Raw genomic sequence first — 24,894 nt, forward strand, 5'->3', positions numbered from 1 at the left:
CTCCTTTAAATAAGATTTTGTTTTAGCTAAACGCTAGTAAGTATAACTATTGTTTCAAAAATTTAAAGCTAAAATTACTTTACCATTTTATTTACTTAAGAATAGGTAATTTTTAAATTATCTTATTTATAGGCTAATTGAATAGTTAAGAATAAGAATTGAATGGCTATAAAAAAGGCTCCGATTGTTTTCGGAACCTTTTCTTGTTTTCTAATCAAAATATCTGGGGATGATTTTGATTATTTACTAAATATTTTCCTTATCCACCACTAAGTTGCCTTGGACCCAGACCTTGCGGATGTTTTCGGGGGTGACTAGGTAAATGATGCGTTCAAAGATTTCTCTAGGATCATTGAAGACGCCGAAGTCAGGGAGAATGTTATTAGCAACTTTGGTGTCGACTAGTTGGAGGTCACAGGCTTGGCCGCTTTCGATACTGCCTAATGGGAGATCGAGAGACTCGCCACCACCCTTAGTAGCCAGGTAGAAGGCTTCCACCAAGGAAATCCGGCTGTCACTGACCCCGCGTTCTTCAGGCCCCACTTGGGTATCGACCCCGTCTTCGAGGATCCGAGAAGAGACCACGGCTTGGCGGATATTTTCATAGAGGCTTGGGGAGAAGCCGCCAGAAATGTCCGTCCCTAAGCCGATGTTGACCCCTTGGGCCTTCAAGCGCTTAACTGGGAGAACCGCATTGGCGAAGTAGGCATTGGAATAAGGGCAGTGGCCGATACCAGTTCCGGTTTCTTGGAAAATTTTGCCGTCAGCTTCATTAAGGAAGTTGCAGTGAGCCATGACCGACTTGGGGCCTAAGAGGCCGAAGTTGCGTAAGACCTCGGTATCGCGTTTACCCTGGAAGCGTTCCATGACAAAGTCGTGCTCCCATTGGCCTTCGCTGCAGTGGGATTGAACATGAGCACTGTATTTTTGTGCTAATTCCCCTAAACCAGCTAAGGCTTCATCGGTACAGCTAGGGACAAAGCGCGGGGTAACGACCGGATAGACGCCTTGCTTGTAATCTTTGCTGAGTTGGCGGACTTCTTGGATGAAGGTCTCGGTATCTTTGAGGGCTTGGTCAGTAGAAGCGTCCCGGTAAAAGTCAGGGTTGGCTTGGGGATCATCCATGACCACCTTACCGACTAAGCCGCGTTGCCCCGCTTGGGCACAAATTTTGGCCAATTCATAGGAGGATTCTAAATGAGCAGAGGCAAAATAGAGCCCAGTTGTGGTACCTCGGGCGAGTAGCTGTTGGACGAGGTCGGTGTAAACCGCGCGGGCGAAGTCTAGATCGGCGTACTTGGCTTCTAAGGGGAAGGTACACTCATCCAACCAGACATTGAGGGGCTCATCTAAGGCAATCCCGGCTTGAGGCCATTGAGGGGCATGGATATGGAGGTCCACTAGACCAGGTAGGAAGTATTGGCCAGCCTCTAAACGGACAAAGTCGGCGGATGCTTGGGCTTTCTTGACGGCTTCAGCGTAGCTAGGATCCTCTTGGCGGTAGACTTGGTCGATCTTACCGTTATCATCCACCGCGATCAGGGCTTGGGGGACATAGTCTAACTGGCCGTAAACAGGGGTATGGAAGAGGTCACCTTGGAAATACTGGGTCATCGATTGAATATCCTTTCTATTCTGTCGCTTATCATTTGTGGCAATAAGCGAATATTGATAGTGTTCAGAGTGATTATTATTCATGAAATGATTGATTTTTAGTGATTTAATTGTCAACTAACAGTTTTATTCTAACAAAAAGCGGATAAAAATCAACAGAAACTTAAAATTGTCCGGAAAATACTTGTATTAAGAGACTTTTCCTAAAACACCTGTAAAAAATCACTCAATTCCAGCCTTCAGCCAGGTTTGGCCTTTTATGGGTTATTTTTTATCGAATCGTGCGATTCAGTTGATTTTACAAAGTGATCACTTTTTGCTAATATTATTAGAATGCCATGATAAGAAAATGAAATGGAGGTGGGAAAGGATGGCAAGAGTACTTGAAAAAAGGAAAATTGACCTCGTTCCCCGAATTATATTAGCAATTATTTTAGGTATTATTGTCGGACAGTTAAGTTTGGTACCGGAGTGGTTTTTCCGGCTCTGTGTGACTTTTACCGGGATTTTTTCTAGCTTCTTAAGCTTTGTGATTCCCTTTATGATTATTGGTTTTGTGGTCCAAGGGATTGCTGACCTGGGTCAAGGAGCGGGTAAGTTACTTGGGATTACGGTCTTGACCTCGTATTTATCGACCATTGTTGGGGGCTTTCTGGCTTATTTGATGGCCAGCCAGATCTTTCCTTTCTTTATCAGTGAAAGTTTGGTTGAGCGCTTAAGTCAAACTGCGCCCAGTCTGGAACCGCTCTTTGTGATTCCGATCGAACCCTTCTTCGACGTAACTGGGGCGATTATCTTTGCCTTTATGATGGGACTGGGGATCTACTGGCTCCGCCAACACGGCCGTGGCCAGGTGCTTTATGAAGGTTTTAGCGATTTTGGCGGGATCATCAGTCAAGTCCTGGCCAAGATTGTGGTGCCCTTATTACCGATTCATATTTTTTGTAATATTAGTAACCTGTCCTATAGTGGCTCGGTTTTTGCCATTATTTCGGTCTTTTGGAAGGTCTTTATCTGCGTGATTCTCCTACAGATCATCTATGTGGCTTTCCTCTTTATTTTATTTGGAATCTACGCCGGCAAGAATCCTTGGGAACTGATGAAAAACCAAATCCCGGCCTATATGACCGCGATTGGGACCCAGTCTTCAGCTGCGACCATTCCGGTTAACCTGAAGTCAGCGGCTAAAAATGAGGTTTCAAAAGACATTGCCAACTTTGTCGTGCCTCTCTGTGCCACTATTCATTTGACCGGGTCCATGATTACCATTACAGCTAATGCCACAGCGCTCTTGTTAATTTACGGTATGCCCCACAACCTCACCATGGTTTTAGGCTTCATACTCACCTTGGGCGTCTGCATGGTGGCGGCACCGGGAACCCCTGGGGGCGCGATTATGTCGGCCTTGCCTTTCTTACCAATGGTAGGCATTGTCGACACTGGCATGCAACAAATCATGATCTCTCTCCACTTGACCCAAGACTCCTTTGGGACTGCGGCCAATATTTCTGGAGATAACGCCATTGCGGTCTTTATCGATAAGATTTACCATAATTACATTAAGCAAAATGAGACGGAAAGCTCTGACCTGGCTTAGCTAGGCAAATCCCATTTGACAAGGCCAGCTTTTCTTCTTAAAATAGGGTTAGCTTTGGAGTTTAACTCCAGTAAAGTCATTGAAGACTTTATTTATAGACCAAGTGATGCTTGTGACTAGTAGCCTAGGAAACTTTTTAGCGAGTCCATGGTGGGTGAGAATGGATAGGGGACCTGGGTGAATCCACACAAGGACTGCCTACGACTTAGTATTAAGGAAGTAGTGCCGGCACAAACCGTTATTTGTAAGTGTAAGGCAAGAAATGCCTTGAAGCAGGGTGGTACCGCGCAGAATGATGACCATTTCGTCCCTTTGATTGAGAGGGCGGGATGGTTTTTCTTTTGCCCAAATGTTGTTACTGAGCATTCGTTCTGCTTTTGAAATCTAGTCGTTCAAAAGCCATGGCATCGGTTCGGGCCAAGGTCCCTCACCTAGCGAGACTCAAATGTCTCGTACGGCGGAAGCCTACGATACATAATTCGCTTCGCTTGCTTGTTCATGGCTAACGACTTATTTCAAAGCGCCACTACTGCTCACAACAATTTAGCAAAATAAATATTATTAAATAATTAGACAACAATATTAATAAAGAAATGAGGATTTGTAATGATTGATGTACGTTTATTACGGGATAATTTTGACCAAGTGGCTGAGGCTTTGAAGGGCCGCGGTGTGGAGAAGGAAACTCTAGAACACTTACGCGACCTGGACCAAAAACGCCGCCAAGTGATTGTCGAAGCGGAAAACTTGAAGAAGGAACGCAATATCGCTTCTGAAGCTATTGGTCAACTCAAGCGCAATAAGGAAAATGCGGATGACAAGATCCAAGAAATGAAAGCCCTAGGGACCAAGATTAAGGCCTTGGATAGTGATTTGGCTAAACTTGACCAAGAAGAACATGACATCCTGGCGCGGATTCCTAATTTACCAGCTGAAGGCGTACCAGTGGGGGCGGATGAAGATGAGAACGTGGAAATTCACCGCCATGGCGAAACCCCAGAATTCGACTTTGAAGTCAAAGCTCACTGGGACTTAGCCGAAGATTTAGATATCCTTGATTGGGATGCTGGGGCCAAGGTGTCAGGTTCTCGTTTTGTCTACTATAAGGGTCTGGGTGCGCGTTTAGAACGGGCTTTGTATAACTTCATGTTGGACCAACACCAAAAAGAAGGCTACATGGAAATGATTACGCCTTTCTTAGTCAACGACCAAGCCATGTACGGAACCGGACAATTCCCTAAATTTACCGAAGACGTTTACCAAATCACCAATGAAGGCCAAGACCTGACCTTGATTCCTACCGCAGAAGTGCCATTAACCAACTACTTTGCTAAGGAAATCTTGAAGGAAGAAGACCTGCCTATCCGAGTAACTGCTCTCTCACCTTGTTTCCGTTCTGAAGCTGGTTCAGCGGGACGGGACACCCGGGGCTTGATCCGGATGCACCAATTCCAAAAGGTAGAAATGGTTAAAGTAGCGACTCCAGACCAATCCTTCGATGAACTAGAAGCTATGACCCAAAATGCAGAAAATATTCTCGATTTACTCGGTTTACCTTACCGTCGCATTATCCTCTGTACTGGGGATATGGGCTTCTCAGCAGCCAAGACCTATGACATCGAAGTTTGGATGCCCGCCCAAAATACCTACCGGGAAATTTCTTCCTGTTCTAACTGTGTCGACTTCCAAGCACGCCGGGCCCAAGTCCGTTACCGGGATGTCGATGGCAAGACCCAACTGGCTCACACCTTAAACGGCTCTGGTTTAGCCGTGGGTCGGACGGTGGCTGCAGTCTTAGAAAACGGCCAAAATGCCGATGGTTCAATCACCATTCCAGAAGTCCTCGTGCCTTACATGGGTGGGGTAGATAAAATTACCAAGGAAAACGCTCGTGGATTAAACTAAGAAGATTCAGAGCGAATGCTCATAAAATGAAATTGTCTAAATAATACGAAACAGCTTTCTCAAGCATAATGGTTGGGAGAGCTGTTTTTTAGTCAAGTCAGGCGCCCTGCCAAGCAAAAGTCTTGTTTTCGGCTGGGCCAGTCTTTACAATGAATCATGATTGAAAGACTACCATATAGAAAGAAGGATTAAGGATGAGTCAAGCATTAGCAACTTTTGCCGGGGGCTGTTTTTGGTGTATGGTGCAACCCTTTGAGACCATGCCGGGGATTTTAAAAGTCGTGTCCGGATACACAGGTGGGCACACCGAAAACCCCACTTATCGCGAAGTTTGCCTGGGGGGAACGGGCCACACGGAAGCGGTGCAAATCACCTATAATCCCGAACTGATTTCCTACCAAGACCTGGTGGAGATCTATTGGCAACAAACCGATCCTACTGACGCTATGGGCCAATTTGCTGACCGGGGGGACTCTTACCGTCCCGTAATTTTCTACCACGATGACCAACAAAAGGCCATCGCCCAAGCCTCCAAAGAAGCCTTGGAAGCCAGCGGTCGTTTTGACAAACCCATCGTGACCCAAATAGAACCGGCCCAAACCTTCTATCCTGCCGAAGAATACCACCAAGACTTCCATGCCAAGAACCCTGACCACTACCAGGCCTACCGCCAAGGCTCAGGTCGGCAAGCCTTCATTGATAAACATTGGCAAAAATAGGTGGAGAGTGCGACAGTCACAACAAAGGACGAAACCGCTACGCATATTATATCTGTAACTCGCTGACGCTTCGAACAGCTATAGCAACTGGAGAAAACTGGGATAAGCTCAGCTATTAGGATGTGAGGACGCCGTCAGAGACTTGAATCACTGGAAGAAAATACCATAAGCACAGGAAGTCTGTGCGTTGGCATTTTCTGAAGTGACTTCAAGGCTGGCGTCCGAACTCAACTACGCTGAGTGTTACCAGTTTTTGAAGTGGACGTTCGTCCTGTGACTGGAGCACGTTTGAATAGAGTGCGACAAACGCCTCAAAAGGCAAGACATTAACTTCTTTTTTGAAGGAATTCGGCTTACTCATGGATGACAAGTAAATATTGAAAAGTAAGCTGGGCTAAGTCCCGGCTTATTTTTATGACTTCTTTATTAAGTGAACTTCAAAGTGGAAAGCACGTGCCTGACTTCCTTTGTAAAAATATTTTATAGGTTAAATTTTTCCTTGCCTAGCCACGGAAAAGGTCTTAAAATATGCTAAATAAAAATTGTCTTTTATTTAAATTGTCGAGCAATTCAAACAAATTCCCCCTAAAGTATTTACAAATGTTTTCGAAAAAGGTATTATAAGTCTACTTAACTAATGGGCGCCGCTCTTAGAACACAGTTCGGGCGAGTGCCCAAAATTGTAATTTTGAAAGGGGAATGACAATGTCTGTAAATATCGATTGGAATAATTTAGGTTTTGCTTATATGGACCTTCCTTATCGTTGGCGTGCTTATTGGAAAGATGGCGAATGGTATAAAGAAGGCTTAGAAGAGGGAAAGACTTTTCCAATTGCTGAAGGTGCTCCGGCCTTACACTATGGCCAAGAAGCATTTGAAGGCTTAAAAGCTTACCGTCGTAAAGATGGTCAAATCCAACTCTTCCGTCCAGACCAAAACGCTAAACGGATGGCTAACTCCGCCGAACGAATGTTGATGCCAGCTTATCCTGAAGAAAAATTTGTTGAAGCGGTTGTCAAAACAGTTCAAGCGAACGCTGACTACGTCCCACCTTATGGGTCAGGCGCTTCGATGTATATCCGTCCATTATTAATTGGGGTAGGCGACAACATTGGCGTTTCCCCTGCTAAGGAATATATCTTTACTATCTTCACCATGCCAGTAGGTCCTTACTACCGTGATGGTTTAGCACCAATGCCATTTGTCACCAGCAAGTACGACCGTGCCGCTCCTTACGGGACTGGTGCTTCTAAAGTTGGTGGGAACTACGGGGGTTCGCTCTTACCAGGTGAAAAAGCGAAGAAAGCCGGCTATGGTGACGTGGTTTACCTAGACCCAGCTACTCACACCAAGATTGAAGAAGTTGGTTCCGCAAACTTCTACGGGATCGAAAAAGATACCAACAAGTTTGTGACACCAAAATCACCTTCAATCCTCCCATCCATCACCAAATACTCCATCATCCACTTAGCTAAAGAACGTTTAGGCTTAGAGGTTGAAGAAGGCGACGTTTACGTGGATGAATTAGACCGCTTTGCTGAAGCAGGTGCCATGGGAACCGCTGCCGTAATTTCTCCAGTGTCACGGATTGACCACGGCGACCGTTCCTTCAAATTCTACTCCGACACAGAAGTTGGACCAATCACCCAAAAACTTTATGACGAGTTAGTGGGTATCCAATACGGAGACATCGAAGCCCCAGAAGGCTGGATCGTCGAAGTCCCTGAAAAATAATAGGATGTGAGGAAGGATCAGTGAGGGAGATTCCTTGGAAGAAAAGATGAAAAGGTCAGTAAACTGGCCGTTCAACTTTTCTGAAAGGACATCCCCTCACCCTTCCGAACTCAACTAACAGGATGTGAGAACGCCGTCAAAGGCTTGAATCGGTGGAGGAAAATACCATAAGCACAGCTAGTCTGTGCGTTGGGATTTTTTGAAGCGACTTCAAGTCTGGCGTTCGAACTCAACTAATAGAGTGTGACAGTCACAAAAGCGGATGTTCGTCCTGTGACTGGAGCCGATTTATAAGAAATTTCTCATAGAAAAAACTAAGTCCGTTTTTTCAAATCATCCTTTTAAAACCTGTCAATCAATTGTCACCCAATAAGCAATTGATGATAAAAAAAGAACCGTCTACTGAAAAAGTAGGCGGTTTTTGTTTGTGCAATTTTTACAAATAATTGATCCCTAAGTAACCATTGGAGAGGCGGTTAGTAACGATATTCACTTTAAAGACTTGACTTAATTGTGGACTGATCAGGACTTCTTCGGTGGGGCCATTCAGAACAATAGCTCCTTGATCGAGCAGGATGAGACGGTCACAGAAACGGGCCGCTAGATTTAAATCATGAAGGGAGGTAAATACGGTCAGTCCTTCCTGTTTAATCGTTTTGAGGATCGACAGTTGGTAATTAATATCTAAATGATTGGAAGGCTCATCCATCAAAAGAATATCGACTTGTTTGGCCAGTGCCATAGCAATCATGACCCGTTGTTGTTCACCACCGGAAAGGTTGAAATAATTTTTATTCTGCAAGTCGACAAGGCCCACTTTCTCCAGAGCCTCTTGGACGATAGCAGCGTCCTCTTGATTATTTCCTTGGTACCACGGGTGGTGGATGAAGCGGGAGAGCTGTACCAGGTCGATCACCTTAAAATCAAAGGCTAGATTATGTTCTTGGGCGACGACAGCACAAGCCTTAGCAAATTCCTTAGTCGATAAGTGGTCAGTGTTTTGGCCGTTAAAATGAATCTCTCCAGATTGGCGGTTTAAGCTCTTATCTAAGGCCTTTAGCAAAGTAGACTTACCTGACCCATTGGGACCAATTAACCCCACGAACTCACCTTTTTCCACTTGAAAACTCAGTTCTTGAAGGATCGGCCGACCGGATAGGCTAATGTTAAGCTGGTCTACTGAAATTTTACTCATAACATCTTACCCTCCTAAGCCAATTTATCTTTACTGCGCTGCATTAAGAAGATGAAGAAAGGAGCGCCCACTAAAGCCATCACGATACCAACCGGTAATTCTTCTGGGGAGAAGACCACCCGAGAAACAGTATCGGCGACCACCATTAAGATTGCTCCCGCTAGAGGTGCAATCAATAATAAACGGCGGTGTGTAGGTCCTACGAGCAAGCGGGTAATGTGAGGGATCACCAGGCCCACAAAGCCAATCACCCCACTTTTGGCCACTAAAATCGCTGTTAATAGGGAAGTCATCACAAAAATCAGCGATTTAAGAGCGAAAACATTGATCCCGTTCATCCGAGCCCGATCATCACCCAACAAGAGAAGGTCGAGGGGCTGATGGATTAAAAATAGGATAAGGCTGGAAAGCAATACGGCGATCGCCACTGGAGCAACGTCCTTCCAACTGATTCCTGAAAAACTCCCACTCATCCAGAAGAGGGCACTCGAAATAGCACGAACATCAGGCGTTAAAAAGATGATAATGCTGGTTAGTGCCGAAAACAGGGCGGATAAGGCCACCCCAGTTAAAATCAGGTGAATGGTGGAAAGCTTGCCTTGCTTACCGGAAATCAAAAAGACCAGACCAGTAGCAAGTAAAGCTCCTAGGAAGGCCCCAACTTCTAAGGGAAGATAACCGATCACCGGCACAGTGCCCACTAGAATCGATAGGACGGCTCCTGTTGAAGCCCCCGAGGAAATCCCTAAAAGATAAGGATCCGCCATCGGATTATGGGTTAAGGTCTGCATGAGTGCTCCCGCTAAACTTAACCCCATCCCCGTTAGCGCGGCAACAAGGGTCTTTGGTAAACGCAAGTCCCAGACAATGGTTTCGGCTGAAGCTTGCCAAGTGACCGGGAAGATTTCTTGCTGGCTTAGACGGTTAATAATAATCTTGCCAACGTCGCTTGCTGCAAGGTCGACACTGCCGACATAAATGGAAATAGTCATCGTCACGCCTAAAATAAGAACTAAGCTGACTGCTAGGACAAGTATCCAAGGGCGATTAGGCTGTTTACTCATTAGCGAAGGCCTCTGGGTGGAAGAATTGTGCGAGGTCTTCGACGGCTTTGACATTCCGCACCCCAGGCATTAAATCAGATAAGCCGATGACAGTAATCCGGTTATTCTTTACCGCTTCAGAATCTTTAAGGGGTGATTTATTTTTGAGGTAATCGAGTTTTTCTTCAATTGGGGTGCTTTGTTCGTAATCGATCACGATAATGGTATCGGGATTCTTGTTAACCGCGTCTTCCCATGAAACAGTCGCATAGCCCTTGTCGCCACCCGCAAAGACATTTTCTCCACCAGCTAAGCGAATCAGTTCAGTTCCTAAGGTAGCGCTCGCAGTTAGAGGAGCATCTTCACCACTGTCATAGACAAAGGTAGTTACCGGTTTTTTATCTTTTACTTTATCAACAACGGGTTGGATGCCAGACTTCATCTTCTCAATAACTTCATTAGCCCGGTCTTCAACGGCAAAGATCCGACCAAAGTTTTGGAAGTCTTGGTAGACGGTATCCATGGTGGCATTAGGAGCTTCAGATAGTGGGACATAGAACTTCATTTGATTATCATTTAGGAATTGGGGTGGAAAATTCTTATCGGAAAATGATGAAGTCCAGCCAGTCACAAAGTCTGGTTGGCTAGCGATGAGCACTTCTTTGGAGGGGTTTTTGTCGGATAGCTCCTTGACCTTGCTTAGGGCCTCTTTGTATTCAGGGAGTACTTCATTATCTTGGTAAGCGTAGCCGACCATCTTGTCTTCTAAACCAAGAGCCAGTAACATTTCAGTCGTGAAGCCACTAAGCGAAACCGCCCGTTCTGGTGATTGTTCGAAAGTTTGCTCATAAGTTTGTCCTTTTAATTCATTTTGGACAGTAAAGGGATACCCACTTTCAGGGTTTTGAGTACTTGTTTGGGTGGTTTGAGCGCTTGAAGCAGCCTCAGAGTTAGCGTCTTTTTGATTGGCTTGTCCACAAGCTCCTAAGGCCAAGCTAGCGGTTAATAAAAGTCCAAATACTTTCTTATAGGATGACATAAAAATCTCTCTTTCTAATCGTTAATTGATAGGGGTAATAGATGATAAAGTAAATAATTATTGAATAAAACGAATTTTAATGAACCATACCTCCATTTCTTTAAAAGATGAAAAAAGAAGCTTAAGTAATCGATTACAAAAGTTGAACCCTATATATAGTATCTTGAACATAAAAAGTAGTCAATATATGGTGAGAAATTCCTTTTTAAGTGATATAGCTATTAGCTGAATTGCTTGCTTTTTGACTGCTTTTTCCACCTTGATGTATTATGATGTCTTACAAAGAGGTGAGGCTGATGTCAAAAGTAAGCATTCTTTTAAATAAAGATGAGGAAGAATTATTTAACCAATATGCCAAATTCCGCAATAAGCCACTTTCAACGCTTTTAAAGCAATCCTTGGAAGAAAAAATTGAAGAAGACTTTGACCTTGAAGTCGTCAAAAATTATGAAGCCAATAAAGAAGCGAACGATGTTTCCTATTACAGTCATAATGAAGTCAAAGGCATGTTAGGACTATAATGATGAAATTTTAGGTGAATGATGAAAAAGGAGTGACGACCTTGGCGAAAAAGGCAAGTATCCATGTTAGGGTAGACCAAGACTTAAAAGACAGTGTCCAGTCCATTTTAGATGATATAGGTATGGATATGTCCTCGGCTATTACAGTTTATTTGAAGGCCATCAACCGTAAACAAGGAATCCCTTTTGATCTACGCCTCAACGCAATCGAGGAGGCTTTGGCTGAAGTCGAAGCTGGGAAAGTTGAAAGTTATGACAGTGTGGATGACTGGTGGGAAGCAATGAATGCCGATGATTAAAAAGAGTAGGCAGATGGGCTCAAAGGGAAAAATAAAGAAATAGGATGAGGTTTACAGGTAACTTGATAGGTTGCCTGTTTTTTTTGTCAGCAAATTTCCTACTTTAATCGCCATTCTAAGCAGAAAGACTTGCAATTTTAAGCGGGGGCTTTTATACTAGCAATGCAAGATGATTACAAATGTAGTCAACAAATAAATGAAGTATAAAACGATTGAATCAACTAAGAAAGAAAGGATGAACGAAATGGCAACAGCTTGTTTAGATACTTGCTCGCATGCTTGCCGGCAAGGGGGCGCATGCACCTGCCAACAAGCCTTTTGTGGTAGTCATGAAAAAGTAGAACATACACAACATGAGAGTACCAGCTGCCATAGCCAAGCGACTGATCACGAGAGCCATGGAGCGGCTTCCTGCCACGATGACGCCGGCCATGGTGGCCACCACATGGGTATGATGGACGATATGAAAGAACGGTTCTGGGTAGTTCTGGTACTCACTATCCCGATTGCGGTCTTATCGCCCATGTTGATGATGATTTTTAATTATTCCATTACTTTTCCCGGCCAAGGCTGGATCGAATTTATCTTAGGGACCATCGTCTTCTTCTATGGGGGTAAACCTTTCTTAGAGCACGGCTGGATGGAAATTCAAAACAAACAACCCGGCATGATGCTTTTGATCACTTTAGGGATTATGTCTTCCTATCTATATAGTGTCATGACCACCTTTTTCCTCGAGGCCAGCATGAATTATTACTTCGAACTGGCTACTCTGATTCTGGTCATGCTCTTGGGCCATGTGATTGAAATGAAGTCACAAATGCGGGCCAATGATGATTTGGAATCCCTGGCCAATCTTCTCCCTAATGAGGCCAGTCGGATCACAGCTGACGGGGACATCGAAGTGGTGCAAATCGACCAGTTACAAGTCGATGACCTGGTCCTCGTCCGTCCGGGGGAAAAGGTGGCTGTGGACGGCACCATTGCTAGCGGTCATTCCACTCTGGATGAAGCAGTCATTACTGGGGAATCCGTTCCTGTGGCGAAAGACGATGGCGATGAGGTCATTGCCGGCACCATTAATGGCGACGGCGCCCTCCAAGTCCGGGTGGCTAAAGCTGGTAATGATTCTTACGTCAACCAAGTCCTTGACCTGGTCAAAGGCGCCCAAGCCCAAAAATCCAAGGCCCAAAGTTTGGCTGACCGGGTAGCGGCTTGGCTCTTCTACATTGCCTTTGGGGTCGGGATTATTGCCTTAGTGATTTGGTGGAACTTGACCACGGCCTCGACCGCTATTCAATTTATGGTTTCCACCTTCGTGATTGCCTGTCCCCATGCTTTAGGCCTAGCCATTCCTCTGGTCAACGCTAAGTCGACCTCCCTCGCAGCGCGTTCAGGCCTCCTGGTCCAAAACCGGATTCCTTTCGAGCAAGCCTACCAAGTCGACACGGTGGTTTTCGATAAAACTGGAACCTTAACCAAGGGTGAATTTGCGGTTGACGGGGTTTACCCACTATCCGATGCCAGTGAAGACCAAGTCCTCGCCTTGGCTGCTTCTTTGGAAGCCCAATCCGAACACCCCATTGCTAAGGGTATTGTCAAAGCCGCCAAGGAAAAAGGCTTGGACTTACAAGCGGTCAACAACTATCAAAACCATAGCGGGGCTGGCTTAGAAGGAGAAGTGGATGGTGATCTAGTCAAAATCCTCAGTCCTAAAGCTACCCGTGAAGCAGGTTATGACTATGATCAAGTCCAATTGGAAAAAATTACTAGCCAAGCTAAGACCGTAGTCTTTGTCATCGAATCTGACCAAGTCATTGGTGCTCTGGCGGTTTCTGACCAAGTTCGGCCCGAAGCCAAGGCCGTCATCCAAGAGCTCCATAAGCAAGGAGTAGAAGCCGTCATGTTAACTGGCGATAATGACCAAGTCGCCCAAGCCGTGGCCCAAGAAATCGGCCTAGACCAAGTCTTTAGCCAAGTGCTTCCTGACCAAAAATCAGCGGCCATCCAAAGCCTGCAAAGCCAAGGCAAGGCGGTCATGATGGTGGGGGACGGGGTCAATGATGCTCCCGCCCTGGCTCAAGCTGAGGTGGGAGTGGCGATCGGTGCCGGGACCGATGTGGCCATGGATTCCGCCGACATTATCCTGGTAGAAAGTCAATTAAAGGATGTCTTGAACAGCCTGAGTCTCTCCCAAGCTACCAACACTAAGATCAAACAAAACCTGGCCTGGGGAGCTGGCTATAACATCTTTGCCATCCCTCTGGCTGCGGGCTTACTGGCACCCATTGGCCTGACCTTAGGCCCTGCCTTATCAGGTATCCTCATGTCGCTTTCGACAGTGATTTGTGCCGTCAACGCCCAAAGTTTGAACTTTGAAAAATATGACTAATTGAGAAAAGCCAAGTCCTCCTAAGGAGGACTTGGCTTTTTCTTTGCTTTTATAAATGATTTCATACTTGTTTGTCTTATAATAAGAAAAAAGGAGGGGAAGTTTATGGATAGAATAGGAAAGGATACGCTAGCTTTTGAAACTAGTGCTGATAAGGAGCGAGAAGCTCTTCTGGAAGAATTGCAATCTGAAATTAGTCAGAGCTTTGCTGGTTTAGAAGAGGGGAGGGCTTATAGCCTCAGTGAAGTGAGAGATCAAGTTAAAAATTATTCCCTTTCTCCTGATAATTGGCTATAATAACTTATCCAAATCCTTGACTAGAGGTGATAAGATGTTTAAACAAGTGCTTCATTCTGGCCACAAGTATTGTTTTTGGCTGGGAATCTTGGTTCTAGTGCTGTCTATTTTACTGCCTGACTTATTCGGCTCTACCATGCGCCCCTTAGCCTATGCCACCATCTTTATTTGTCCTGCCTTAGGACTAGTCGGCGGTGTCTTGGCCCTCTACCACAAGCGTTTCTGGTACTTTCTCGGTAATCTCTGCCTGATCTTTTCCTTTGGCATTCTCTGGTTTGTGGGGACCTTAATCTTTGGTCCTTAGAAAATCGTCATCAGTTCATTCAGACGGCTTCCACGCTTAGCGAGTGGAAGTCTTTTTACATCAGTTATCGCTTTTAGGGATAGCTAGTGATCAGCTTTTAATATGGCGGGCGAGAGGTCAGCGAGCAGTTCAGCCGCTAATCTATGCTACACTTATAGAAAAGACTGGGAAAGGGAGGAATTTGATGAATAAAGCAGATTTAATCGTAGATAGAAGAGGGACCCAAACCACCAAGTGGGGGCAGTTAGAGAACAGCTTTGGGGACAGTGACCTGATTCCTTTGTGGATTGCGGACATGGACTTTGCCACTGCACCGGAAATTAAAGAAGTCCTCCACTACTATGTGGAACAAAACCAATATGGCTATGCGCCTGTCCGTCCCGAATACTACCAGGCTATTATTGACTGGACTAAGACACATTTCGATTATGACACCGAAAAAGACTGGTATTTCTATACGCCAGGAGTCTGCACCGGGATTGCCTATGTCCTCTTGGCGCTCTTGAATGAAGGGGACAAGGTCTTGATCCAAAATCCGGTCTACAATCCCTTCCGCACCGTGGTGGAAGAAGCCAACCGTACCCTGGTCATGCAAGACCTCTTAGGTGACGATGACACCGGCTACACCATTGACTTTGAGGCCTTGGAAAAAGCTTTCAAGGAAGACGATATCAAAGCCCTGCTCTTCTGTTCCCCGCAAAATCCGACTGGCCGGGTATGGACTGAAGAAGAACTCAAGCAAGTGGTCGCCCTCTGTAAACAATATGATGTCTTACTGATTTCTGATGAAATCCACCGCGACTTTGTCTGGGAAGGTCACCACCATATCGCCATCGATAAAGTGGCTCAAGACCAAAACTTTGATCAAGTGATTACCCTGACCGCGGGATCTAAGACCTTTAACTTGGCCCAATTCAGTCACTCCTTGATGATTGTGCGTGATCCTGACTTACGGGCTAAAATTCAAGCCTTCTATGACAAGTTGCACTTGAATAATCCTGGTTCGCCAGCAGGTTACTTGGCTCTGGAAGCGGCTTACCGCCACGGGGAAGACTGGCTTGAGACCATTAAAGAAATTATTTACTCAAACTACCAAAACTTGCGCGACACTCTTACAGAGGCTCTCCCGGAAATCAAGGTGGCTGACTTGGAAGCGACATATCTGATGTGGATTGACCTGGGTGCTTACCTGCCAAGTAAGGACTTGAAGCATGTGGTCCAAGATAAGGCCAAATTAGCGGTAAACTATGGCCATACTTATTGGCCAACCAAAACTAATGATACTCATATCCGCATCAACCTCGGGACTGACCCTGCCTTAATTGAAGCAGCCGGCAAGAACCTCGTTCAAGCCATTAAAGACTATCAAAGTGCCAATTAAGCAGCATTTTATAGACAAGTGAATAAAAAGATAAAAGGGCAAGGGACTTGCCTTTTTATGTGAGATAAAGTAACATATTCATGACAGAAACTACTAAGAGTTAAAAAAAGAAAGTGGGGTTTTAGATATGGCAGAGAAACAATTACGGCGGTCACGGGCGGTCTTTCCGATCGGGACAGTGATGAAGTTAACCGATCTCACCGCGCGTCAAATTCGTTATTATGAGGAGCAAAAGTTAATTGCCCCGCACCGCACCGATACCAATCGGCGGATGTATTCCTTGAATGATGTGGACCGTTTACTGGATATTAAGGATTATCTCGATGATGGCTATAGTATCCAGATGATTTATAAAATTTATAATGAACCTAAGGACGTGACCCATGAAAGTAAGCAATTAACTGAGGATGATGTCCGTCGTATTCTTTATAATGAGTTTCTCGCCGCCGGGGGCTTTGATAATGTTCCGGGAGAGAAACCGCGCTTTTAAGACATACCAGGGTTTTATGCAGCAGCCTGTCCAATGGGGGGATGGGTTGCTTTTTGTTTTCAAAGATAGGGTAAAGTGAAAACCACTTTTTCAAAGAATGAAAGGTAAGAAGTTATGACAAGTCTAAAAGATGCATACGATGTGATTATTATCGGTTCCGGGGGCGCAGGGATGACTGCTGCTATTACCGCCCATGACCTGGGACTAGAGACCATCATTTTTGAAAAAACTGACAAAATCGGTGGTAATACCAACAAAGCTTCCAGCGGGATGAATGCCAGTGAGACCAGCTACCAAAAGGCGGCTGGCGTGGATGACAAGAAGGAAGACTTCTTTGAAGAAACGCTCAAAGGGGGGCATGGAACCAATCACCAAGACCTGCTCCATTACTTTGTTGATCATTCGGCTCAAGCCATCGATTGGTTAGCTGATCTAGGCATTGTCCTGGATAACTTAACCATTACTGGTGGCATGTCCAAGGCCCGCACCCACCGTCCCCATGATGGTTCGGCGGTAGGCGGTTACTTGGTTAAAGGGTTGAAAGCCAATCTGGAAAAACGCCAGATTCCTGTGGTTACCCAGTCAGATGTCCAAGAGATCTTGGTTGACCAGGGCCAAGTGAAGGGCGTTAAAGTGACTGTTGATGGAGAAAATTACCAAGTCCAAGGCCAAGCCGTCATTATTGCGGCAGGTGGCTTTGGGGCCAATGCCCAATTGGTTGAAGCCGCTCGTCCAGAGTTGGCTGGTTATGTGACGACTTCTGGCCCAGGAATTACCGGAGACGGGGTCCTCATGGCCCAAGAGCTCGGCGCTGGCACGGTTGATATGGATCAAATCCAAGTCCATCCTACTGTCCACCAAGAGGAAGGCATATTAATCGGGGAAGCGGTCCGCGGTGAAGGAGCTATCTTGGTTGACGGTCAAGGCCAACGTTTTACCAATGAACTGGGGACTCGAGATGTGGTTTCCCAGGCTATCACTGACCTTCCTGACCACAAAGCTCGCTTGATTTTTGACCAAGGGGTGCGTGACCGGGCTAAGGCGATTGAGTTTTACGCCGCTAAGGGTTACGTGGCTGAAGGAGAGGATTTCGACCAATTAGCTGAAAAGATCGGCTTACCAGCAGACCAACTGGCTCAAACTGTGGCGGATTATAACCATGGTATCGCTGACGGAAACGATGATTTCGGACGCACAACTGGTTTACATGAACTCGACCAGGCCCCTTATTATGCCATTGAAATTGCGCCAGGAGTTCACTACACCATGGGTGGCTTAAGCATTGACCAGGCAGGTCGTGTTCTCAAGGCAGACGGTAGTGGCTTTATTCCTGGTCTTTATGCTTGTGGCGAAGTCGTGGGTGGCTTGCACGGGTCTAACCGGATTGGAGGAAACTCCATCGCTGAAATTATTGTCTTTGGCCGCTTAGCTGGACAGAAGGCGGCGGAAGCGGTGAAAGATAAAGCCTAAGTTAGATGTAATATCCATTAAAATTACAAGATAGAAAACTCCAAAAGTTGTTTTCTTAATCAGCTTTTGGAGTTTTTTTAATTAATAATAAATTTATTTTAATTGGACATAATATAATGAAAGCGTTATACTCCTTGTGAGAGTAAATGATTATCTCTAAAGCTTCGCTTACCCATCTATTTAGAATTAATCATTTACTTATTTTTGTTTATTAGGAGGCTTATGATGTCTGAAATTTTAATTTGCCCATCAATGATGTGTGCAAGATTCGGTAATTTGCATGATGAGGTTAAAGAACTCGATGAGGCAGGTGCCGATGTTTTCCATATGGATATCATGGATGGTCAATTTGTACCCAATTTTTCCATGGGAATTCAAGATTATGAATATATTCGCTCGGTTACCGATAAGAAGATGGATGCCCATCTCATGATTATGAATCCAGGGAATTATATCGATTTATTTGCTGACCTAGGAGCTAATATCATATATATTCACCCGGAAGCCGACCTGCATCCTACGCGTACGCTAGCTAAAATAAAAGATCGCGGAATATTGGCAGGGATTGCTATTAATCCAGGAACATCGGTTGAATCTGTTAAAGAATTACTGTATTTAGCTGATGTTGTCATGGTAATGAGTGTTAATCCTGGTTTTGCAGGGCAAAAGTACCTACCTTTTGTTGATAATAAAATCCAGGAATTAGTAGATTTAAAAGCGGATTATCAATTTAAATTATCTATTGATGGTGCAATCTCTGAAGAACGGATTAAAACTTTAAGCAAAGTGGGTGTCGATGCATTTATTTTAGGAACTTCCGCATTGTTTGGCAAAGATGCTAGTTATAAAGAACTCATTCAAAAATATAAAAGTTTTAAATAGCTAGATCTTCTAGCTTATTGATTACGCGTCTTTTTATTGTGAATATTATCACTAAAATATGAATGATAATGCATATTAAGAATGAAAATCTTAGGTGAAAATTAATATAATTTATATTTTTACCTATAATATATAAAAAGATTTTAAGGAGGGACAGGATATGGTCGATATCTTGAATCAAGGTTTTAACTTCTTGATTGGATTAGGAGGTGCAGCTCTTACATTTATATTTATAACAATTATTTCCTTATTTATGGGAGTTAAATTTTCTAAGGCAGTTGAAGGTGGCCTTAGGATGGGAATTGCCTTAACTGGTATGGGAGCGATTATTTCTTTATTGACTAATGAATTTGGTGATTCCCTGTCAGCATTTGTGGAGAGAACAGGCACTAGTCTAGATATTGTTGATTTAGGCTGGGCACAAATGGCAGTTATTACTTGGGGATCGGCTTATACAATGGTATTTGCTCTGATTTGTTTATTATTAAATTTATTGATGCTTTATTTTAAAAAAACGAACACAATGAATGTCGATTTATTTAACGTTTGGCATCTATCTATTATTGGTATGCTGACTATTTACTATACCAATAATATATTTATTGCTTTAGTTTTCGTTATTGGTATTTATGCAATGATGCTTATCAATAGTGACTTAATGAAACCTCAATTAAATCAATTGTTGGGCTATAGTGAGACGAACGTAACCGCTACAGCTCATCCAGCTTTTCTTTTTAACCCTATGGTTATGTTTATTGACAACTTAATTACAAAAGTTTTTCCGTCCATTGATAAATACGATTTTAATGCAGAACAATTAAATGAAAAAATTGGCTTTTGGGGGTCTAATTTTGCTGTAGGTATTTATCTAGGAATATTTATAGGTATTTTAGGTCAAGAACCTATCGCTAAAATTATCACAATGAGCTTTACAGCTGCCGTTTGTTTAGAGTTGTTCGGGGTCATCGGAGGCTGGTTTGGTCCAGCAATGGAACCGATCTCTGAAGGTATTGTTCAAAGAATGAAAAATTCAAATAGTGATCGTAAATTTATTATTGGGGTTGACTGGGCAATTACTGCAGTTCGTCCCGAAATTTGGGCGGTAGCTAATATCCTAGCCCCAATTTTAATGGTTATTGCTATGTTTTTACCAGGTAATAAAACTTTACCTTTGGGTGGTATCATTCTAACCGCCTTAGTTCCTTCATTACTATTTGTTACTAAGGGGAAGGTAATGCGCATGACTATTATTGGGACGATCTGTATACCTTTATATCTTTGGGCTTCGACCTTAATTGCTGACTTCATGACGCAAACTTCTATTAATTTAAATGTCTTCCCTGACGGCTTAGCAGAAGGATCCTTATTTACGTCAATAGAAGCTATTCCACTAGAGAAGATAATCACAGTTTTATTTGGGGAAACCTTTAAGAATCCTACTATTCAAGGTGTTTTAGTGGTTGCTTTATTATTAGTCATTCATATTGGTTTGTTTATCTGGTATCGCAATAGAATGATCGTTCTTAACAAAACGGAGGTAGATTAGTTATGAAGAAATTATGTGTAATCGGCGCTGTAAATATGGATATTATTTTAGAAGTTGAAGCCTCACCCTTACAAGGGGAAACGACTGTTGCCAACAGTACCCATAAAGCGTTGGGAGGTAAAGGATCAAATGCAGCCATTGCCACTAAGCGTTTAGGCTTAGATACTCATTTTTATGGCTGTGTTGGAAATGATGAAAATGGTGATGAATTAAGAAAGAACTTAGAAAATGAAGGCATTGATATCAGCAGTATGACAATCTTTGATGAAGTTGCAACTGGAACGGCTTATATTATCTTAGAAAAAGACGGAAATAACCGGATCATTGCAGCACCTGGCGGCAACCAAGCCATTACAGAAAAAGAAATTAGAGAAAATTGTGCACCTCTAATTGAAGAAGCAGATCTTGTCTTTATGAATTTAGAAATTAGCCAAGAGGCAGCTAAAGCCGTTTTAGAGGTCTGCAAGGAAAAAGATAAGAAGATCGTTGTTGATGCTGGACCTGCTAAAGGATGGTCCGCGGAAGACTTTAAAGATATCTATATGATTAGTCCTAACGAACAGGAACTATCAGACTTAATGCACTATGAAATCAAAACGCGTGATGAAGTCATCGAAGCCGGTAAAAAACTGCTGGACTTGGGGATCGAGCACGTCATTGTTAAATTAGGAGAAAAAGGTTCTATTTATATTGGGCAAGATGATATTTATGACCAAAAGAAATATGATGTCGATGTGAAAGATACTACAGCAGCAGGAGATATTTACATGGCAGGCCTATGTAAAGGACTATTGGAAGAACAAACTATTCCGGAAAGTATGGACCTAGCAAGTAAGGTTGCTGCAATTTCTGTCACCCGATTAGGGGCATCTCCAAGTGCACCAACTTTAGCTGATCTGGATAACTTTGATTCATTTTTAAAATAAGTATAGACTTAAAAAGGTTACCAATCTTAGTAGATTGATTTGATGATATTTTTAATTTTAGCTTATCCTTTTATGTTAAAATCTAATGTGGAAAAAAGCATAGGAACGTAAAAGAATAGCCAAGTAACAGTCGCTATGCGGCTGTTTTTTATTGCCATATAGGTAGACTTAGCTAGTGATTAGGGTTCCAAAACTATGAAAAGGGAAGGATGAGCTCCTTGATTCAAGCAGTTGGCTGGGATTTGGATGACACTTTATATGACCGTAATTTACCTTATTTAGCCGTTTACCAGTATATGGAAGAAAACGTGGTGGAGACTGGGATTGATTTTGACACTTTTAACTATTTCTATCAAATGAATAGTGATATTGAATTCCGTCGTTATACAGACGGCCGGGCTTCGGTGGACCAATATCGTAATAACCGGGTCTTGATGACTTATGCTCAATTTGGTTACACCATTAAGAAGAAGGACGCCATCCTCTTCAATCAAAAATACGAAGAAGCCAAGGAAGGTATCGTCTTACGTCCAGGGGCTAAAGCGTGCCTAGATCTTCTCCAAAAGTCAGGCGTGCAACAGTTTCTTTTGACCAATGGCCCGGCCCAACAAGCCCATAAGATTGACTTATTGGGGTTAGAAGACTATTTTGGTGAAGAAAATACCTTCATCTCCAGTCAGATGGGAACGGCAAAACCAGCTATAGAAATTTTTCAAAAAGTGGAAAAGCGTTTAGCTTTAAGTCCAGCCACTACACTTTATATTGGTGATAACTATGAAGCCGATATGTTAGGGGCTTCCAATGCCGGCTGGCAGGGACTGTTTTTAAATGTTCACCACAAAGATGCAGCAGAGATTAGTGATAAAATAACGATCTGTAAAGATATGGATGATATTTATAAGTCGCTTAATAGCAAATTAGGAGGGAAAAAGTAGCTTTTCCATTGTGAAAGCGCTATAAATTATAGGTATAGTTAGTTATAATAAATAAAAAAGGAGGCATATTGAATGGATAATAAAGAATTAGTTGGGAAGAGTGCCGCATACTTGGTTGATAACAATAGCATATTAGGTATCGGGACAGGTTCAACTGCGGAAATTTTTATTAAAGAGTTAGGAAAACGAGTTAAGGAGGAAGGACTCCAAATCCAGGCAGTTTCGACTTCTGTACGCTCAGCTGACTTAGCCAAAAGTTTTGGCATTGACGTATTAGCAGTCGATGACGTTGATCATATCGATTTATGTATTGACGGGGTTGACGAGTTTACTGATGACTGTCAAGGGATAAAAGGTGGCGGTGGAGCCCATCTCGAAGAGAAAATTGTTGCTACCTATAGCGATCGTGTCGTTTGGATGGCTGAAGAAAGAAAACATGTTGATTATCTTGGCGCATTTTCTTTAGCGGTTGAAGTGATTAAAAACGGCCATGCCCAACTTTTCAAAATTTTTGAAGATCGTGGATATAAACCAAGCTTAAGAAAAGTAGATAGCGGCAAACCATTTATTACTGATAATGGGAATTATGTTATTGACTTACATATGGAAAAAATTGATAATCCTCAAGCGTTAAGTGAAGAATTAATTAAAATGGTTGGGGTTGTTGAGCATGGTTTGTTTATTGATATTGCAGACGATGTGTTGATTGCTGACAATGATCAGGTTTATTTTGTCAGTGGGGCAGAATACAGCCGTAAATCGGTTTAAAATTTAAATACTAGAAGTAAGACCAGAGTCTGAGTGTTTGGACTCTGGTTTTTTCTTGTCTAAAAAGTAGACTTGTGTTATTATAAACGAAAATAAATAGAAAATATAACGAAAGAGAATTGAAAATGGATAAGCTAGAGCGTCTAGATAAAATTACTGAATATATTAACCAATTAGAAAGAGTTAGCACTCATGATATTGCTAAAAAATATGATATTACTGAGCAGACGGTACGTTCTGATTTAAACATTTTGGAAAATCAAGGGAAGATCATTCGTGTACATGGCGGAGCTAAGTCATTAGCAGTTCCTGATTCTTTTGCAGACCGGATGACTAGTAATCGTGAAGAGAAGAAAGAAATCGGAAAGTATGCAGCAAAACTAATTAATAATAACGATATTTTGTTTTTAGATGGTGGAACGAGTCACCTATACTTGGTTGATTATCTCCCATTTGACAAATACATTACTGTTATAACAGCCAGCTTACCCATTGCCTTGAAGTGCTCTCGACTAAAAAATGTTCACCTGTTTTTATTAGGAGGCGATTTTGACCAGCGAACTCAACAATTTTATGGCCCCCGAACTATTGCAGATATTGAAAAAATGAATATAAACAAGGCCTTTATAGGAGTCAGTTCCTTTCAATTAGCGCGTGGCTTTTTTGAGGATAATACATTGACACTGGCTGTAAAACAGAAAGTTATTGAACAAGCTGGTCAAGTGATTATACTGGCTGACTCAAAAAAAGAAGAAAAGATGGGTATTCAAAAGGCTTTTGATAAAAAAGATGTGGATATTTTAATTACTGGTAAAAAAGATAGGAAAAATTCTTCAAATCTAACAGACTTACCCTTTAAAATGATCGAAATTTAGGAGGCGAGAGCAGATGATATACACGATTACATTAAATCCAGCCATTGATCATATCTTAAATATAAAAGGTGAATTGATTCGTGGGAAAACTAATCGTATACAGGAAAGTTCCTGTCTGGATGTTGGTGGGAAAGGAACTCATGTTTCTGTAGGGTTGAAACTCTTAGGTCATGACAATTTATGTTCAGCAATCTTAGGTAAAAAAGACTCAGAGATATTTGAAGAATTGTTGAATCAATATCAAGTGGAGACATCCTTTCTCAAAGTAGAAGGGCAAACCATGCGGCATAACTATGTTCTTGTTGATGAGTCTAATAAAGGGAGTTTAATGGCTGCTGAATATGGATTTCCTGTCAGCCAGGAAATCATGCAGGCTTTTATTAATAGTCACTTAAAAGAAATTAAAGCAGATGACATTGCTATCATTTCTGGTAATCCAAGTAAAGATACGCCGATGGAAGTATTTGAATATTTATTAGATGTATTAGTGGAGCGCAAGGTGCGGTTAGTGGCGGATGTTTCAGGAGAATTCTTAAAAACGATGCTAAGGTATCCCTTATTATTTGCTAAACCAAATTCTCATGAGTTGGGAGAAACGCTTGCTAGTAAGATTAATAGTCTAGAAGAATGTTACCAAGTATATTTAGAACATCAGCCTTTATTAAAAAACATAGAGTACTTAGCTGTATCGATGGGGGCTGAAGGATCAATTTTTCTTAAAAATGAAAGCGCTTATATATTTTATCCTCCAAAAGTTAAAACAATTAATGACACAGGAAGTGGAGATGCTTATGTTGCAGGAGTTGTAGCAGCTATAGTCAATGGGAAAAGTTTGTCGGGAATTGGTCGTTTAGCGACAGCAGTGGGGGCAAGCAAAGCTTTGGAACACTTAAGTACGGGCTTTAATGTCGACAAAGTTGATGAATTGCTAGAGCAAGTGACATATAGAAAGTTGGATTAAT

At 42.9% G+C, this 24,894-nt stretch carries 23 protein-coding genes and 1 other annotated feature; of the genes, 19 read left to right on the forward strand and 4 right to left on the reverse strand.

Translation table 11 applies throughout. The features are described 5' to 3' along the window. Positions 1-246: 246 nt before the first annotated feature. Positions 247-1,614, reverse strand: coding sequence for a guanine deaminase (gene guaD, locus JFU01_RS05225; RefSeq protein ID WP_195856100.1), 1,368 nt, complete (start codon positions 1,612-1,614; stop codon positions 247-249). A 370-nt stretch (positions 1,615-1,984) separates the two neighbouring features. Here guaD and JFU01_RS05230 point away from each other — a divergent pair, with 370 nt between their 5' ends. The 4 genes from JFU01_RS05230 (at position 1,985) to JFU01_RS05245 (ending at position 7,569) form a co-directional block, all read left to right on the forward strand. Beyond that, positions 1,985-3,211, forward strand: a complete 1,227-nt coding sequence (locus JFU01_RS05230) for a dicarboxylate/amino acid:cation symporter (protein ID WP_195856101.1) — start codon at positions 1,985-1,987, stop codon at positions 3,209-3,211. A gap of 97 nt (positions 3,212-3,308) precedes the next feature. Beyond that, positions 3,309-3,526: a binding site (T-box leader), on the forward strand. Between the two features lie 291 nt (positions 3,527-3,817). Next, on the forward strand, positions 3,818-5,116 hold the full coding sequence (serS, locus tag JFU01_RS05235) for a serine--tRNA ligase (RefSeq protein ID WP_195856102.1): 1,299 nt from the start codon (positions 3,818-3,820) through the stop codon (positions 5,114-5,116). Between the two features lie 194 nt (positions 5,117-5,310). Continuing rightward, positions 5,311-5,835: a peptide-methionine (S)-S-oxide reductase MsrA gene (gene msrA, locus JFU01_RS05240; RefSeq protein WP_195856103.1), complete on the forward strand. Its 525-nt coding sequence runs from the start codon at positions 5,311-5,313 to the stop codon at positions 5,833-5,835. Between the two features lie 699 nt (positions 5,836-6,534). Next, the gene (locus JFU01_RS05245; RefSeq protein WP_258447293.1) at positions 6,535-7,569 is read left to right on the forward strand and encodes a branched-chain amino acid aminotransferase; all 1,035 of its coding nucleotides are present in this window, start codon (positions 6,535-6,537) and stop codon (positions 7,567-7,569) included. A 436-nt stretch (positions 7,570-8,005) separates the two neighbouring features. Here JFU01_RS05245 and JFU01_RS05250 read toward each other — a convergent pair whose 3' ends face one another. From JFU01_RS05250 to JFU01_RS05260, 3 genes are read right to left on the reverse strand one after another with little or no spacing between them, the layout of a single operon-like run. Continuing rightward, positions 8,006-8,764, reverse strand: coding sequence for an ABC transporter ATP-binding protein (locus JFU01_RS05250; RefSeq protein WP_195856104.1), 759 nt, complete (start codon positions 8,762-8,764; stop codon positions 8,006-8,008). A gap of 14 nt (positions 8,765-8,778) precedes the next feature. After that, the gene (locus JFU01_RS05255) at positions 8,779-9,828 is read right to left on the reverse strand and encodes a FecCD family ABC transporter permease (RefSeq protein WP_195856105.1); all 1,050 of its coding nucleotides are present in this window, start codon (positions 9,826-9,828) and stop codon (positions 8,779-8,781) included. Then, positions 9,821-10,846 carry an ABC transporter substrate-binding protein gene (locus JFU01_RS05260; protein WP_195856106.1) on the reverse strand — a complete coding sequence of 342 codons (1,026 nt, stop codon included), beginning with the start codon at positions 10,844-10,846 and terminating at the stop codon, positions 9,821-9,823. The genes JFU01_RS05255 and JFU01_RS05260 overlap by 8 nt, the downstream gene beginning before the upstream one ends. A 296-nt stretch (positions 10,847-11,142) precedes the next feature. Here JFU01_RS05260 and relB point away from each other — a divergent pair, with 296 nt between their 5' ends. From relB to JFU01_RS05335, 15 genes are all read left to right on the forward strand, one after another. Further along, positions 11,143-11,367, forward strand: coding sequence for a type II toxin-antitoxin system RelB family antitoxin (gene relB, locus JFU01_RS05265; RefSeq protein ID WP_195856107.1), 225 nt, complete (start codon positions 11,143-11,145; stop codon positions 11,365-11,367). A gap of 41 nt (positions 11,368-11,408) precedes the next feature. Next, complete coding sequence (locus tag JFU01_RS05270) at positions 11,409-11,666, forward strand: type II toxin-antitoxin system RelB/DinJ family antitoxin (protein ID WP_195856108.1); 258 nt, start codon at positions 11,409-11,411, stop codon at positions 11,664-11,666. 244 nt (positions 11,667-11,910) lie between these two features. Continuing rightward, positions 11,911-14,058 carry a copper-translocating P-type ATPase gene (locus JFU01_RS05275; protein ID WP_230086943.1) on the forward strand — a complete coding sequence of 716 codons (2,148 nt, stop codon included), beginning with the start codon at positions 11,911-11,913 and terminating at the stop codon, positions 14,056-14,058. 105 nt (positions 14,059-14,163) lie between these two features. Beyond that, positions 14,164-14,355: a hypothetical protein gene (locus tag JFU01_RS05280; RefSeq protein ID WP_195856110.1), complete on the forward strand. Its 192-nt coding sequence runs from the start codon at positions 14,164-14,166 to the stop codon at positions 14,353-14,355. Positions 14,356-14,389: 34 nt separating this feature from the next. Continuing rightward, a complete protein-coding gene (locus tag JFU01_RS05285) occupies positions 14,390-14,659 on the forward strand; it encodes a hypothetical protein (protein WP_195856111.1) in 270 nt (89 codons plus the stop codon). Positions 14,660-14,843: 184 nt separating this feature from the next. Further along, positions 14,844-16,040, forward strand: coding sequence for a MalY/PatB family protein (locus JFU01_RS05290; RefSeq protein WP_195856112.1), 1,197 nt, complete (start codon positions 14,844-14,846; stop codon positions 16,038-16,040). Positions 16,041-16,167: 127 nt separating this feature from the next. Beyond that, complete coding sequence (locus tag JFU01_RS05295; RefSeq protein WP_060779097.1) at positions 16,168-16,530, forward strand: MerR family transcriptional regulator; 363 nt, start codon at positions 16,168-16,170, stop codon at positions 16,528-16,530. Positions 16,531-16,644: 114 nt separating this feature from the next. Next, positions 16,645-18,000 (forward strand): flavocytochrome c, encoded by a 1,356-nt coding sequence (locus tag JFU01_RS05300; RefSeq protein WP_195856113.1) that lies wholly within the window; start codon positions 16,645-16,647, stop codon positions 17,998-18,000. A 225-nt stretch (positions 18,001-18,225) separates the two neighbouring features. After that, positions 18,226-18,882 carry a ribulose-phosphate 3-epimerase gene (gene rpe / locus JFU01_RS05305; protein ID WP_195856114.1) on the forward strand — a complete coding sequence of 219 codons (657 nt, stop codon included), beginning with the start codon at positions 18,226-18,228 and terminating at the stop codon, positions 18,880-18,882. A 160-nt stretch (positions 18,883-19,042) separates the two neighbouring features. Next, positions 19,043-20,428: a PTS transporter subunit IIC gene (locus tag JFU01_RS05310; RefSeq protein WP_195856115.1), complete on the forward strand. Its 1,386-nt coding sequence runs from the start codon at positions 19,043-19,045 to the stop codon at positions 20,426-20,428. Positions 20,429-20,430: 2 nt separating this feature from the next. Then, positions 20,431-21,354 (forward strand): ribokinase, encoded by a 924-nt coding sequence (locus JFU01_RS05315; protein ID WP_195856116.1) that lies wholly within the window; start codon positions 20,431-20,433, stop codon positions 21,352-21,354. 218 nt (positions 21,355-21,572) lie between these two features. Beyond that, positions 21,573-22,289, forward strand: a complete 717-nt coding sequence (locus JFU01_RS05320) for an HAD family hydrolase (protein ID WP_195856117.1) — start codon at positions 21,573-21,575, stop codon at positions 22,287-22,289. Positions 22,290-22,361: 72 nt separating this feature from the next. Further along, positions 22,362-23,057, forward strand: a complete 696-nt coding sequence (rpiA, locus tag JFU01_RS05325) for a ribose-5-phosphate isomerase RpiA (RefSeq protein WP_195856118.1) — start codon at positions 22,362-22,364, stop codon at positions 23,055-23,057. A gap of 125 nt (positions 23,058-23,182) precedes the next feature. Beyond that, positions 23,183-23,932 (forward strand): DeoR/GlpR family DNA-binding transcription regulator, encoded by a 750-nt coding sequence (locus JFU01_RS05330; protein WP_195856119.1) that lies wholly within the window; start codon positions 23,183-23,185, stop codon positions 23,930-23,932. Between the two features lie 13 nt (positions 23,933-23,945). Beyond that, complete coding sequence (locus JFU01_RS05335) at positions 23,946-24,893, forward strand: 1-phosphofructokinase family hexose kinase (protein ID WP_195856120.1); 948 nt, start codon at positions 23,946-23,948, stop codon at positions 24,891-24,893. Position 24,894 lies beyond the last annotated feature (1 nt).

This window comes from Aerococcus sp. Group 2 (genome assembly GCF_905125285.1).
In the GTDB taxonomy this organism is placed as follows: domain Bacteria; phylum Bacillota; class Bacilli; order Lactobacillales; family Aerococcaceae; genus Aerococcus; species Aerococcus urinae_E.